Origin of the sequence: Protofrankia coriariae, assembly GCF_001017755.1 — a bacterium.
Taxonomy (GTDB): Bacteria; Actinomycetota; Actinomycetes; order Frankiales; family Frankiaceae; genus Protofrankia; species Protofrankia coriariae.
Genome location: NZ_JWIO01000030.1, coordinates 39571 through 52394 on the forward strand (window position 1 = coordinate 39571; position 12824 = coordinate 52394).

The 12824-nt window shown below is 72.5% G+C and carries 12 protein-coding genes and 1 pseudogene; 6 read left to right on the plus strand and 7 right to left on the minus strand.

Annotated elements, in window-relative coordinates:
* Positions 1-86: 86 nt before the first annotated feature.
* From thiE to FrCorBMG51_RS17385, 4 genes are all read left to right on the plus strand, one after another.
* The gene (thiE, locus tag FrCorBMG51_RS17370) at positions 87-842 is read left to right on the plus strand and encodes a thiamine phosphate synthase (protein ID WP_076842567.1); all 756 of its coding nucleotides are present in this window, start codon (positions 87-89) and stop codon (positions 840-842) included.
* A 274-nt stretch (positions 843-1116) separates the two neighbouring features.
* Positions 1117-1536 (plus strand): TOBE domain-containing protein, encoded by a 420-nt coding sequence (locus FrCorBMG51_RS17375; protein WP_043603760.1) that lies wholly within the window; start codon positions 1117-1119, stop codon positions 1534-1536.
* Positions 1537-1887: 351 nt separating this feature from the next.
* Positions 1888-2805, plus strand: a complete 918-nt coding sequence (locus tag FrCorBMG51_RS17380) for an ABC transporter permease (RefSeq protein WP_200902483.1) — start codon at positions 1888-1890, stop codon at positions 2803-2805.
* Entirely contained in the window at positions 2802-3950 is a 1149-nt protein-coding gene (locus FrCorBMG51_RS17385) for a sulfate/molybdate ABC transporter ATP-binding protein (protein ID WP_083730825.1), read from the plus strand. Before FrCorBMG51_RS17380 ends, FrCorBMG51_RS17385 begins: the two co-directional genes overlap by 4 nt.
* 201 nt (positions 3951-4151) lie before the next feature.
* Here FrCorBMG51_RS17385 and FrCorBMG51_RS17390 read toward each other — a convergent pair whose 3' ends face one another.
* From FrCorBMG51_RS17390 to FrCorBMG51_RS17405, 5 genes and pseudogenes are all read right to left on the minus strand, one after another.
* Positions 4152-4355 (minus strand): cold-shock protein, encoded by a 204-nt coding sequence (locus FrCorBMG51_RS17390; protein ID WP_013874339.1) that lies wholly within the window; start codon positions 4353-4355, stop codon positions 4152-4154.
* A gap of 200 nt (positions 4356-4555) precedes the next feature.
* The gene (locus FrCorBMG51_RS17395) at positions 4556-5515 is read right to left on the minus strand and encodes a VWA domain-containing protein (protein ID WP_047224110.1); all 960 of its coding nucleotides are present in this window, start codon (positions 5513-5515) and stop codon (positions 4556-4558) included.
* Positions 5512-6123, minus strand: a complete 612-nt coding sequence (locus FrCorBMG51_RS34920; protein ID WP_476742194.1) for a DUF58 domain-containing protein — start codon at positions 6121-6123, stop codon at positions 5512-5514. Before FrCorBMG51_RS34920 ends, FrCorBMG51_RS17395 begins: the two co-directional genes overlap by 4 nt.
* 119 nt (positions 6124-6242) lie before the next feature.
* Positions 6243-6401 (minus strand): annotated as a pseudogene (locus FrCorBMG51_RS34925) (DUF58 domain-containing protein); the annotation flags it as partial.
* A 383-nt stretch (positions 6402-6784) separates the two neighbouring features.
* Positions 6785-7951 carry an AAA family ATPase gene (locus tag FrCorBMG51_RS17405; protein ID WP_083730826.1) on the minus strand — a complete coding sequence of 389 codons (1167 nt, stop codon included), beginning with the start codon at positions 7949-7951 and terminating at the stop codon, positions 6785-6787.
* Positions 7952-8328: 377 nt separating this feature from the next.
* Between FrCorBMG51_RS17405 and FrCorBMG51_RS17410 the strand changes: the two genes are divergently transcribed.
* Entirely contained in the window at positions 8329-9021 is a 693-nt protein-coding gene (locus FrCorBMG51_RS17410; RefSeq protein ID WP_047224111.1) for a DUF4097 family beta strand repeat-containing protein, read from the plus strand.
* 248 nt (positions 9022-9269) lie between these two features.
* Positions 9270-10190, plus strand: coding sequence for a methylenetetrahydrofolate reductase [NAD(P)H] (gene metF, locus FrCorBMG51_RS17415; protein WP_047224112.1), 921 nt, complete (start codon positions 9270-9272; stop codon positions 10188-10190).
* Positions 10191-10575: 385 nt separating this feature from the next.
* Here metF and FrCorBMG51_RS17420 read toward each other — a convergent pair whose 3' ends face one another.
* Together FrCorBMG51_RS17420 and FrCorBMG51_RS17430 are read right to left on the minus strand one after the other, a co-directional pair.
* Entirely contained in the window at positions 10576-10824 is a 249-nt protein-coding gene (locus FrCorBMG51_RS17420; RefSeq protein WP_013874333.1) for a hypothetical protein, read from the minus strand.
* Between the two features lie 737 nt (positions 10825-11561).
* Positions 11562-12209 (minus strand): GNAT family N-acetyltransferase, encoded by a 648-nt coding sequence (locus tag FrCorBMG51_RS17430; protein ID WP_047224114.1) that lies wholly within the window; start codon positions 12207-12209, stop codon positions 11562-11564.
* Positions 12210-12824: the final 615 nt, after the last annotated feature.

Sequence of the window (12824 nt, forward strand, 5' to 3'; positions counted from 1 at the left end):
CGGCTGCCGTCCCCGCCGTTCTCCAGGGCTCCGTTTTCGGACATACGCCGCGTTCGTCCCGCCCGCGCCGCCGTAGGGTCGAGGGCATGACACAGGACGTCGATGCCCCCCGGTCGTCATATACGTCGTCGTACACGCGGTCAGCGGAGGCGGAAGCCCGCCTGGTCCGGCTGGCCGACGCCAGGCTGTACCTGTGTCTCGGGCTGCGGCCGGAACTGGCCGCCTTCCTCGACGAGGTGGTCGCCGCCGGGGTGGACGTCGTCCAGCTGCGCGAGAAGGGCCTGGAGTGGCAGCCCGAGGCCGACGGGCTCGCCGTGGTGCGCCAGGTCGCGCGCCGGCGGGGGGCGCTGGTCGCAGCCAACGACCGCGCCGATCTCGCCGCCTTCACCGGCGTCGACGTGCTGCACGTCGGCCAGCACGACATCCCGCCCCGGCTGGCCCGCCAGCTGCTCGGCCCGGACGTGCTGATCGGCCTGTCCACCCATGATCCCGACCAGCTCGCCGCGGCGATCGAGGATCCCGACGTGGACTACTTCTGCGTCGGCCCGGTGTGGGCGACGCCCACGAAGCAGGGGCGTCCGCCGGTCGGGCTGGAGCTGCCGCGCCTGGCCGCCCGGCTCGCACCCCCGTTCACCCCCGGTGCCAAGCCCTGGTTCGTCACCGGCGGGGTGGACGCCACCACGCTGGACGACGTGCTCGACACCGGCGCCCGGCGGGTCGTGGTCGTCCGGGGCATCACGCAGGCCGCCGAGCCGGGGCCGGCCGTCACGGCCCTGGCCACCCGGCTGCGCGCGGCCCTGAGCCACCACCCGGACGGCGCGGGCGGGTGCGCCGAGGCCTGACACCATGGCCGGCCCGCGCCGTCCGTCTCCCGCCGTCCGTCTCCCGCGGACTGTGTCCCGCCGGCTGCGTTCTGCTGTCCGCGTCCGCCGACCGTAGCTGCCCGGATGTCCGGTCGCGTAGCATGTTCGTGCGTCAGCGGTGACGGCCAGTTGCAGCGGTCGGCGGCGGTCAGTGGCAGTGCCAGTGGCGGTCAGTGGCAAGGTGCGCGAAGTAACCGTGTATTCGGTTCCGGTGCACGCGACAAACCGTAGATACGCTGGTTATGGTGCATGCATGGCGACTTTGCGGATCTCAGACGCGGCCGGTCTGTTGGGCGTCAGCGACGACACCGTCCGACGGTGGGCCGACGCCGGACGGCTGCCACTGGTACGGGACAGCAGCGGCCGGCAGGCCGTCGAAGGTGCCGCGCTGGCCCAGTTCAGCAAGGAGCTCGCGGCCTCGAGCGACCGACCGCCGGCCGCGGACGCCGCGGTGGTGGGGGAGTCGGCCCGTAACCGCTTTCCCGGCATCGTGACCCGGGTGGTACGCGACGGCGTGATGGCCCAGGTCGAGATCCAGGCCGGTCCGCACCGGGTGGTGTCCCTGATGAGCCGCGAGTCCGCCGACGAGCTCGGCCTCGAGCCGGGCGTGGTGGCCGTGGCCTCGGTGAAGTCGACGAACGTGGTGATGGAGCTGCCGGCGCAGCGTCGCTGACGCCACATGACAACCGGTGGCCGGCCGGTTCCCTCCGGCCCGTCCGGTCCTTCCGGGGTTTTCCGGTCCTCCGTTCCTTTCGAGGCTCCGGTCCTCCGGGGCTTTCCGGGGCTTCCAGCGTTTCCGGAACCCTGCCGGACGTGTCAGGTTGCGGGGGGCGGATGTGCGGGGACGGATGAAAGCGCGATCGAAGAACTCGGCCGGGGCACCCGCCGCCGTCAGACAGCCCGATACAGGCGCGCCCGGCTTATCTGTGTCCAGCTCATCTGTGCCCAGCGCGCGTGTGCCCGGCGCAGCTGAGCTCGATACCGGTGGGGCGCCGCACGCCGGGGCCGGGTACCCCGCCGCGGCGTGAGCCGGATCTTCACGGCCGGTCGCCTCCGCCGGCCCTGCTCTCGCGTCCCCGCTCCGTCCGCCGGCCCGGCGCCCGGCCCGGCCCGGCCCGGCGGCCGGCCCCGTGGGCGGGCCCGCAGACGGATCGGTGGGCGGGTACCGGTTCCGCTGGCCGCCGCCGGCGGCATCGCGCTTGCCTTCCTCCTGCTCCCACTGGCCGGGCTGCTTGTGCGGGTGCCCTGGCGCGACCTGCCGGAGCTGCTGGCCGAGCCCGAGGTGCGCGAGGCGCTGCGGCTGTCCCTGCTGACCGCGAGCATCGCGACCGTGCTGTCGTTGGCGGTGGGTGTGCCGCTGGCCTGGTTGCTGGCCAGGGCGGACTTCCCCGGCCGTGGGCTGCTGCGCGCGGTGATCACCGTGCCGCTCGTGCTGCCGCCCGTGGTCGGTGGGGTGGCGCTGCTGCTGGCCTTCGGACGTCGGGGCATCGTCGGCCGTTACCTCGACGCCTGGTTCGGGATCACCCTCCCGTTCACCACCGCCGGGGTGGTCGTGGCGGAGGCGTTCGTGGCGATGCCGTTCCTGATCGTCGCGGTTGAAGGGGCGTTACGATCAGCGGACCGACGCTTCGAGGACGCCTCCGCCACCCTTGGCGCGAGCCGGTGGGTGACGTTCCGCCGGGTCACCCTCCCGATGATCGCTCCGTCGCTCGGCGCGGGCGCGGTGCTGTGCTGGGCACGTGCCCTCGGCGAGTTCGGAGCGACGATCACCTTCGCGGGTAACTTTCCGGGTACCACCCAGACGATGCCGCTGGCGGTCTACCTCGCCCTGGAGACCGACCCGGATGCCGCGACCGCACTGTCCCTGGTCCTGCTCGTCGTGGCCGTGGTCGTCCTGGCCCTGCTCCGGGACCGCTGGCTGCGTCCGGGGACGACCCTGTGAGCCCGGTGAGCGGGCTCGGCGAGCGGGACGGGCCGGCGGGACGGGTCGGCCCGCCTGACGGCGGTGGATCCGACGACGGCGCGTTGCTGGCACGCCTGCGAGTGCGGCGGGCCAGCGGCTTCACCCTGGACGTGACGCTGACCGCGGCGAGCGGGACGACCGTCGCCGTTCTCGGGCCCAACGGCGCGGGCAAGACCACCCTGCTGCGGGCGCTGGCCGGGCTGCAGCCGGTCGACACAGGCCGGATCAGCCTGGACGGCCTCGTCCTGGACGACCCGACGGAGGGGATCTTCGTCCCGGCGCAGCGCCGCACGGTCGGGATGGTTTTTCAGGACTACCTGCTGTTCCCGCATCTGTCCGCGCGGGACAACGTCGCCTTCGGGCTGCGCTGCCGGGGAGTCCCGCGGGCCGCCGCCCGGGCCGCCGCGCTGCGCTGGCTGGAGACGTTCGGGCTGGCCGAGTTCGCCGCCCGCCGGCCCGGGGCGCTCTCCGGCGGGCAGGCCCAACGGGTCGCGCTCGCCAGGGCGCTCGCCGCGGGCCCGAAGCTGCTGCTGCTGGACGAGCCGCTGGCGGCGCTGGACGCGGCCACCCGGCTGGCTGTCCGAGGGGACCTGCGCCGTCATCTCAGCGGGTTCGGTGGCCCGTCCGTGCTGGTGACCCACGACCCGATCGAGGCCATGGTGCTGGCCGACCATGTCGTCATCATCGAGGCCGGACGGGTGGTGCAGCAGGGCCCGCCGGCCGAGGTGGCCCGCCGGCCCCGCACCGACTATGTCGCCCGGCTCGTCGGGCTGAACCTGTACCGGGGGGAGGCCGAGGCGGGTGTCGTACGGCTGCCCGGCGGCGGCACGCTCACCGTCGCGGACAGCGCGATCACCGGCCCGGTGCTGGCCGCGCTGCGGCCGTCCGCGGTGATGCTCGGCGTCGTCGAGCCGCACGGCAGCGCCCGCAACACGCTGGCCGGCCGGGTCACCGGGCTGGAACTGCTGGGGGACCGGGCCAGGGTCGCGGTGGACACGAACCCCGCCCTGCTTGCCGACGTCACCCCCGCGGCCCTGGCCGAACTGCGGCTGGAGCCGGGATCGCGCGTCTGGGCGTCGTTCAAGGCGACGGACATCGAGACCTACCCCGACGAGGCCCTCTGACGAGGCCCGCGGCCCTTGAGCGGCCGTGTAACGACACGAAGTGACCAGGCCCGGAACGACACGAGGCCTGGCGACGACTACGAGACCGGGGCCGGTTGGCCGATACGGGACGAGCCCCGCACCATGCCGGTTGCGGGGCTCGCCTCACGCATGTTTCCTACTGCTGTCCGCGATCACGCTGAGCCGCGTGGCCGCCGATGATCAAAGCGGCCGGACGTTCTCCGCCTGCGGACCCTTCTGGCCCTGGGTCGTGTCGAACTCGACCCGCTGGTTCTCTTCCAGGGTTTTGTAGCCGTTCGTCGCGATCGCGGAGAAATGCACGAAAACGTCCGGACTGCCACCGTCCGGGCTGATGAACCCAAAACCCTTCTCTGCGTTGAACCACTTCACAGTGCCCTGAGTCATTCTATGATCCTTATCGCCACGCAAGTCGACACACGCGAGCGCGCACGCCGCATCTACACCTTACTCATGCCGGACGCACAGGCCGACAGGCGCCCACCGCCACCCGCCCACATCGGGTGACGCGGACCTGGCCGGTGAGGCGGCAGACAGCGGTTTTCAGCGGTTGCCCGGCCGATCGCGGATACGCCGATCACCGCTGCTCAGGGCAGCCGGGAGGAGAAGGCCACCGACCCGGCCGCGGCCGTCAGCCCCAGCAGCAGGGACAGGCCGACGAACCAGGTGGTGACCTCGTGGAACTCGTTGCGGTAGCCGATGGAACTGCCGAGGTTCTCGTACACCGAGCGCAGCTCGTCCCCGGAGGTGGCCCGGTGGTAGGAGCCGTCGGTCGCCCGCGCGATCTCGCGCAGCGCGTCCTCGTTGACCGGGACGGGAATCTCCTGGCCACCCACGTCGAGGCTGCCGTCCGCGGTGCCGTAGGCGATCGTGTCGACCGGCACCCCGGCGTCCCTGGCGGCCTGGGCTGCCTGGGCGTTCGGGCGTCCCCGCTGGGTCTCCCCGTCGGAGAGCAGCACGATGGCGGCCGGCGGCGGTGTCCCGCCGTCCGCGGCGAGCTGTTCCCCGGCGGTGGCGATGGCCTGCAGGCCGGCGAAGATGCCCTCGCCGATCGCGGTGGACGGGCCGAGCTGCAGCCCGTGGATGCCGGACCGCACGGACTGCCGGTCGGTGGTCGGCGGGACGAGGAGCGCCGCCGACCCGGAGAACGACACCAGCCCCAGGTTGATCCGCGGTGGGAGCTGGTCGATGAACGCGTCGGCGCCGTCCTTGGCCGCCGCGAGACGGTTGGGCGCGACGTCGGTGGCCGCCATCGAGTTCGACACGTCGATCGCCAGAATGATCGTCGCGCGTTCGCGGGGGACCCGCCGGGCCTGGGCCGGCCGGGCCAGGGAGAACACCATGGCGGCCAGCGTGAGCAGCAGCAGGGCCGCGGGCAGGTGCCGGCGCCACCACTGCGGCCGCCGTGGCAGCACCGACGCCAGTAACCCGACCGAGGTGAAGCGCGCCGCGTAGGCCTTCCGGCGCAGCGACATCACGATGTAGGCGGCGGCGATGGCGCCGACCGCCAGCAGCAGCCACAGCCAGTGGCCGGCGAGAAAGGTCATCGGCCGGCTCCGGTGGGACGGGCCGCGACCGGTGGGCGCCTGGCCGCGCCACGGCCGCGGCGGGTGGCCAGGACGAACCGGACGATGTCGGTGAGCCAGTCGGAGTCGGTCCGCAGGACGAGATGGCCGGCGCCCGCCCGGCGCAGTGCCGCGTCCACCTCCCGGCGGTGTGCCGCGGCGGCCCGGGCGTAGGAGTCGCGCAGCCGGCGGGAGGAGGTGGGCACCGTCAGGGTCGCGCCGGTCTCCGGGTCGACCACGTCGAGCAGCCCGACGTTGGGGAGCTCGAGCTCGCGCGGGTCGACGATCTCGATGGCGAGTACCTGGTGCCGGCCGGCGAGCGCGCGCAGCGACCGTTCCCAGGACAGGTCGACCGAGAGGAAATCCGAGATCACGACGACCATCCCGCGGCGCCGGGGCGGGTTGCGCAGCCCGTTCAGGGCGGCGGCGAGATCGGTCGTGGACGTCCCGGTGCCCGGGACCGTCCCGGCTCCCGCGCCTGTCTCCGGACCGGCGCCCGTCCCCGGGGCCGGGGTGGCGGGGGAGCGGCGGGCCGGCCGGTCCAGCGCGGTTCGTGGCGCCGCCAGCAGTGCGCGCAGCAGCGCCCGCAGGCCATCCCGGCCGGTGCGGGCGGGGACGAGCCGCGGCGGGNGAGCCGCGGCGGGTGGCCGGTTGTCAGCACCACCGCGCCCAGCCGGTTGCCGCTGCGTGCCGTCAGGTAGCCCACGGCGGCCACGGCGGCGATCGCGAGGTCGCGTTTCTCCAGCTTCGCGGTGCCGAACTCAAGGCTCGCCGTCAGGTCGACGAGCGCCCAGGTCTCCAGCTCACGGTCGGCGACGAGGTCGTACACGTGCGGGACGGTGGTGCGGGCCGTGACCGCCCAGTCCATCCGCCGCACGTCGTCCCCGACGTGGTAGGCGCGGCTTTCGGCCTTCTCCGTCCCCGACCCGGGCACCAGGCCCAGGTGGTCGCCGAGCAGCAGGCCGTCCAGCCGGCGGGTGACGGTCAGCTCGAGACGCCGCAGGGTCCGTTCGATCGCCGGATCCGCCGCGGCCGCCCCGGGCACGCCCGGCGTGGGCTGTACGGGCTGTACGGGCTGTGCGGCGGGGCTGTCGGGCCGCCCGCCCGCACGGCCGCCCGCCCCGCCGGCCGTGCCCGCGCCTGGTCCGCCGGGTGTCACCGTTCTGCCCGTTCCACCGGTTGTCGCCGGCGTGCCCGCTCCGCCGCCGCGGCGTGGCCCGGCGGTGGGTCGTTCCGTTGGCTGGTTCACGCTCACGCCGACGTTTCCTGGCCGAGGTACTCGGGGAATCCGCGCGGGTTGGTGGTCCAGTGCCCGGGATAGTCCTGCTGGCGGGGCGTGACCCGTGGGGGCCGGGTGCCGTGCAGGATCCGTTCGGCGATGGTCCGAGCGGACAGCCCCTCCGCCAGCGCCTCGTAGGACAGCACCAGCCGGTGCGGCAGCACGTCCGGCGCGACCGCGGCGACGTCGTCCGGCACGACGTAGTCCCGGCCGCGCAGCATCGCCAGCGCCCGGGCCGCCGCGACCAGGCCGAGCGACGCACGCGGTGACGCGCCGTAGGCGAGATGGCCGGCGAGCTCGGGCATTCCGAACTCCGCCGGCGCCCGGGTCGCCAGCACCATGCGGACCGCGTAGTCGGCGATCGCGTGGTGCACGAACACGTCGGTGGCACGCTCCTGCAGCTTGATCAGCGTGGGTGGGTCCAGGACGCGCTCGGCCCGGGGCGGCTGGGTGCCCATCCGCCGGACGATCTCCAGCTCCTCGTGGCCGCTGGGATACGGCACGTCCACCTTCATCAGGAACCGGTCACGCTGCGCCTCCGGGAGCGGGTACACCCCCTCGGACTCGATCGGGTTCTGCGTCGCCAGCACCAGGAACGGCGCCGGCAGCTGGTGGGTGACACCGCCGAGGGAGACCTGCCGCTCGGCCATCACCTCCAGCAGCGCCGACTGCACCTTGGCAGGCGCCCGGTTGATCTCGTCGGCGAGGACGAAGTTCGCGAAGATGGGCCCCAGCTCCACATCGAAGGTCTCCCGGGTCTGCCGGTAGACCCGGGTGCCGATGATGTCGGAGACGACCAGGTCGCTGGTGAACTGGATGCGGGTGAACGTCCCGCCGACCACCGTGGCGAGGGTCTGGACGGCGAGGGTCTTGGCCACCCCCGGCACCCCCTCCAGCAGGCAGTGCCCACGGGCGAGCAGCGCCACCAGCATCCGCTCGACCATGTGGTCCTGGCCGACGATCACCTTCTTGACCTCGAAGAGGGCGCGTTCGAGATGGTCGGCGTCGGTGGCCGTGTCCGGACTGGCGAGAGACGCTTCGCCGCCCGCCGCGGACTTCCCCTCCTGGTCGTACTCGGGTGCGCGTGCCACGGATCCGTCCGGGGCGCGCGCACCCGAGCGTGTGAGCCGTTCGTCCATGAGCTGTAGTCTCGCAGCCAGCGGCCGGAATCGAGACCTCAAGCCGAACTCGTCAGCCTGTTTGAACAATGAATTAAGGCGAATTAAGACGAATCAGGGTGGATCCGGGGCTTCCGCCCTGCGCCGGCCGTCGGCTCGTCCGGTGCCCGTCCGCGGGCTCGGGACCAGCCGGAACCAGGGGATCCGATTCGGATGGTCATGCTGACCGCCCGGATGCCGGGCTCGACCGGTACCGTTCCCTGCGTGCCGACCCGCTCCATCGACGGAACCCGCTCTGTTGGCGAGGCCTGCTCTGTTGGCAGGACCCGTCCCCTCGATGGAACCTGTCCCCTCGGCGGGAGCCGTCCTCTCGGCGCGGCCGGTGGCGGGGAGGGCTGATGACGGACGTCCTCGTCGCGGTGGCCGCCGCCGTCCTGCTGGGCGCGGCCGGCTACGGGCTCGTGCTGCCGCGACGGCCGCCGCGGCAGATCAGCCAGACGGTGGACGGGGTGGGCGCCGTCGAGATCCGACTGGCCGCCGGGCGGGTCGAGATCGCCGAGGCCGACCGGGCGGACGCCCGGGTGGCGATGACCGTCCGCCGGCGCGCCGGCCGGTCACGCCCGGCTCTGGAACAGGTCGGAGAACTGCTGCGCGTCGACGGGCGCACCAGCGAGGCCCGGGTCCGACTGACGCTGCCGCGGGCGACCCGGGTCCGGGCCGAGGTCCGCCGCGGGGAGGTGACCCTGTGGGGCTCGGACGGCGACCTCGTGCTCATCACCGACACGGGCACCATCGCCGGGCGGGAGCTGGGCGGGGCCGGTGTCGCCGCGCGCAGCCGCACCGGTGACGTCGTCCTGCACTTCGCCCGTCCCCCCGGGAAGGTGGCGGCGTACAGCGACAGCGGGGCGGTCACGGCCGTCCTGCCGGGTGGCCCGTACGCGGTCGACGTCGAGTCCGCGGATCCTGACGCGGACGCGGTCACCCTGAGTGTTCCAGTCGATCCGCGGGCGGAGCGGACGGTGTCGGTCCGCAGCCGCTCCGGCAGGGTGCGGGTGTGCGCCCCGACGCCCCAGGGCCCGGTGCGGCTGTAGCCCGTGCCGCGGCCGGGTGACCTACGGGACGCGGCCTACAGGGGCGGCGTGCCGTGGCTGGCCGCCTCGTCCGGGTGGCTCGTCCGGTTGCCTCGTCCGGTCGGTTCGTCCGGTCTGCTCGTCCGGTCGGTTCGTCCGGTCTGCTCGGCCGGTCGGTTCGTCCGGGTGGCTCGTCCGGATGCCTGTCGCGGACAGGACGCGTCCGGTTGTGCCGGGTCCGGCGCGTGACAGGGCTTACCCTCAAGGGCATGACAGCGGTCAGGAGTGTCGTGGCGACCCGGGGGTTGGCGGCGACCCGGGGGTTGACCGTGCGGGACTGCCTCGACTCGGGCCGGCCGTCGTTCTCGTTCGAGTTCTTCCCGCCCAGGACCCCTGAGGGGGAACGCCACCTGTGGACGGCGATCAGGGAGCTGGAGCCGCTGCGACCGTCCTTCGTGTCGGTCACCTACGGCGCGGGCGGGTCGACCCGGGCCGGCACGGTGCGGATCACCGAACGCATCGCGACGGAGACGACCCTCACACCGATCGGTCACCTCACCGCCGTCAACCACTCCGTCGCCGAGCTGCGGCAGGTGATCGGCAGCTATGCCGGAGCCGGGGTCCGTAACGTCCTGGCGCTACGCGGCGATCCGCCCGGCGACCCGCAGGGGGAGTGGGTCGCCCATCCCCAGGGGCTGCACCATGCCGAGGAGCTGGTACGCCTCGTCCAGTCACTCGGTGACTTCTGCGTCGGGGTCGCGGCCTTTCCGGATCGCCACCCCCGCTCGTCCGACTTCGACACTGACGCGCGCTACCTGGTACGCAAGCTCACCGCCGGCGCGGACTATGCCATCACCCAGTTCTTCTTCGAGGCGGACGCCTATTTCCGGCTGGTCGACCGGGTCCGCCGGCTCGGCTGCGAGGCGCCGATCATCCCCGGTGTGATGCCGGTGACCAACGTCGCGCAGATCGAGCGGATGGCGAAGCTGTCCGGGGCCGCGTTCCCCCCGGGCCTGGCCAGGCGGCTGCACGCGGTGGCCGACGATCCGGCGGCGGTACGGGCGGTCGGGGTGGAGGTCGCCGCCGACCTGTGCGAGAAGCTGCTCGCCGGTGGCGCACCCGGTATCCACTTCATCACGTTGAACCGTTCCACCGCGACGCGGGAGGTGTTCCACTCGCTACGGCGATGACTTCGCCACGGCGATGACTCGTCGGGCCCGGGCCCGGACCGCGCCAGGCTGTTCCACCTGTTCCTGCCGGCACCGCTGGCCTCGGCGTTCACGCTCGCCTGGCCGTGCGGATGATGCGGGCGCCGCCGGCCGGGGAGCCGCGTCGGACGCCGTGGCCCGTCAGCCGCTTACGGATCTCCCATCCCCATCCGCACCCCACCCCCACCTGTCGTCCCCGTCCCCGTCTCGCCTGATCCCATCCGCTTGCCTGGCATCCCCACCTGTCGGCTGTCCGGACGCGTCGGGCGTACCGGCCTGCCAGCCATGGTGATCCCTGGGCCACCGGCCGCGGGGATCGCGCTTCCCCCACGGGGTTCTTCCAGCCGTCCCATCGTTGCTGTGATCTTCAGTCGTTGTCCTCGTAGGCGTCGAAGACGCACAACAGCCATTCGTCCCGGAAGGGCTGCTCGCGCACGAGCGCGAAGCCGGCCAGGTTCGCCGCGTCCACCACGGCCGCCACCAGATTGAGGTCCAGCGTGCCGAACACGGGGGTGATACGTACCGCGACCACCACCTGGTCGCGTTCAGTGTTGAAGACCGCTGTCGGGTCGAGGTCGTCGAGTGTCTCCACGACCAGTGGTGCATGCTTGGTCACCGGTGTCTCCTGCGGCCGCCCCCTGGCGGCCCTCGAAGGGCTGACGGTTGTCGGTAGTCTCGGTCGTCATCAGACGACGGAACGATACGCAGCAGGCATGATGCTCCGATGACCGCCCCGGTGCCGACCGGGCAAGCTGTCGCAAGACGTGGTCGGACCTACATGGCAGTCATATTCCCACGAAACGCCCGTACGGGGCCCCCGGCGCCGGCGAAGATGACGATGATCATCGCCGAGGCGATGCCCCGCCACTGCCCCGCGTCCTGCGCCGGTATTCACGTCACAGCGTCCGTGCACCGTTCACTCACTGCCTCCTGCCTCCGCTGCCTGGCCGACCCGGCGTCTCACCGCCCCGTGGGCCTGTTGCGGCGGTCCGCTGTCCCCGCCCGGCTGGCGACAGTCGTCACCGATCGTCACTGATCGCGATTCATCGATCCCGTCATCGGCGCCACCGCGCCCGACGCGACCGCAAGCCGTAGGTGAAAACCGTTGGTGTCACGCAGGTTGTCACCTACGGCCTGCGCGCCCGTAGGTGGATTCCGTCGTGATGACAGCGCTTTCCACCTACGACTGGCCGGATGCCGATCGAAGCACGAGACGGAAATTGTCCGTACAGGAATAATTGCTACCTGCGGGCATGGTTGGTGGAGGCTGGGTGGCGGGCGCCGGCATGGTTGCGGGCATGGCAGGGTGAGGTGTGGCAGGGTGCATGACGGGACGAACGTCATCGGGGAGTTTCAGATGGCGCGGGCCTGCCGGTGGTCGCCGCCGGAGTCGTGGGCGGGCCGTTGCTCGGCCGAAGGGGACGGAGGCTGCTCCCGGGCCGGGTCGGTCGGCGTGAGGCGCTTACCCAGCACCGCGTATTCGATCCAGCTTCCCGGAAACTGAAAATTCGACAGTAACGGAACAAAACCCTCGCTGGCATACAACCGTCGGGCCCTGCTGTCGGGCAGCTCCAGGGCGGACAGCGCGGCTGTCTGTTCCGGTGCCTCCCGCAGCAGTTCCCGCAGCAGACTGCGTCCCACCCCCCTGCCCTGGAACTCCGGCAGGACGTGGAACTCGACGATCTCCAGACAGTCGCCGAGCCAGGTCACGGCGTCCTCGGGTCCCAGCGCGTCACTGACGACGTCGTGCCACCACTGCCCCTTCAGCCCCGGCAGGGCGTAGGTGAAGCCGACCAGGCGCTCATCGGGGAGAAGAGCCGCGACCGCTCGCAGATCCCGGCGGTCGGCGTGCCGGCGGGCGTGCATGGTCCGTTCGATCGCCGCCCGCGCCGGGTCGGGCTCGTGGAAGTCCAGAAAGGCGGCCTTGTAGACGGCGATGACATCGGTCAGCCGGGCACGCATCCGCGCGGGTGTCCAGCGGACCAGCCTGATGTTCTCCACCAAGCCTGCCTCCTCGCGCTTCCGTTCCTGCCTCGGGCAGGCTGCCTGCCCGGGTGGCCTGTCTACCCGCGTCGATTACCGGCCACGCCTGGGCCGGGTCAGTCCCCTGTACCATCTAAGGTCACTGACGATAACGGGTGCTCGGGGCGTTGCGCCCGACTCGGTCCGGACGAAGACCTGTAGGCGAACCTTGTGCGGTGCGGCCGCACCGTGCCGAATGCCGCATGTTCCTGGTGGCTCGGGGTGTTTTCGGCGTCTGAGCCCCACGTGGCCTGAGCTCCGCCCCGGTCCTCGCCGTTGCGAGCACGCATCCGGGCCGGGCGGGACCGCCGCGGCACAACTTGCCGCTTGCCGGATGGGTGGCCGCTTGGGTGATCCCTGGCTGGGCGGGCGGCGTGCGCCGACCCGGAGCCGGTGACCGCATCGACGAACGGCTGTCGATGCCGCCGGCTGCCCGGTCAACCGGCTTTGTCCGGTCGCGGGCCGCCCAGGCACCTGACGACAACGCCCACGCGGAGTTCTGGGCGCCGCCCCCGGAGTTGGCGCCCGGCCGCCAACTCCCGGGGGCTTGCTTCGGCCGTGGCTTTCGACGACGTCAGCGGCTCGGCCCGCCGG

What these genes read in the sequence shown, in the direction of transcription:
- thiE (WP_076842567.1), top strand. Translation starts at nt 87, where the DNA reads ATGACACAGGACGTCGATGCCCCCCGGTCGTCATATACGTCGTCGTAC.
- FrCorBMG51_RS17375 (WP_043603760.1), top strand. Translation starts at nt 1,117, where the DNA reads ATGGCGACTTTGCGGATCTCAGACGCGGCCGGTCTGTTGGGCGTCAGC.
- FrCorBMG51_RS17390 (WP_013874339.1), bottom strand. Translation starts at nt 4,355, where the DNA reads ATGACTCAGGGCACTGTGAAGTGGTTCAACGCAGAGAAGGGTTTTGGG.
- FrCorBMG51_RS17395 (WP_047224110.1), bottom strand. Translation starts at nt 5,515, where the DNA reads ATGACCTTTCTCGCCGGCCACTGGCTGTGGCTGCTGCTGGCGGTCGGC.
- FrCorBMG51_RS17405 (WP_083730826.1), bottom strand. Translation starts at nt 7,951, where the DNA reads ATGGACGAACGGCTCACACGCTCGGGTGCGCGCGCCCCGGACGGATCC.
- FrCorBMG51_RS17410 (WP_047224111.1), top strand. Translation starts at nt 8,329, where the DNA reads ATGACGGACGTCCTCGTCGCGGTGGCCGCCGCCGTCCTGCTGGGCGCG.
- metF (WP_047224112.1), top strand. Translation starts at nt 9,270, where the DNA reads ATGACAGCGGTCAGGAGTGTCGTGGCGACCCGGGGGTTGGCGGCGACC.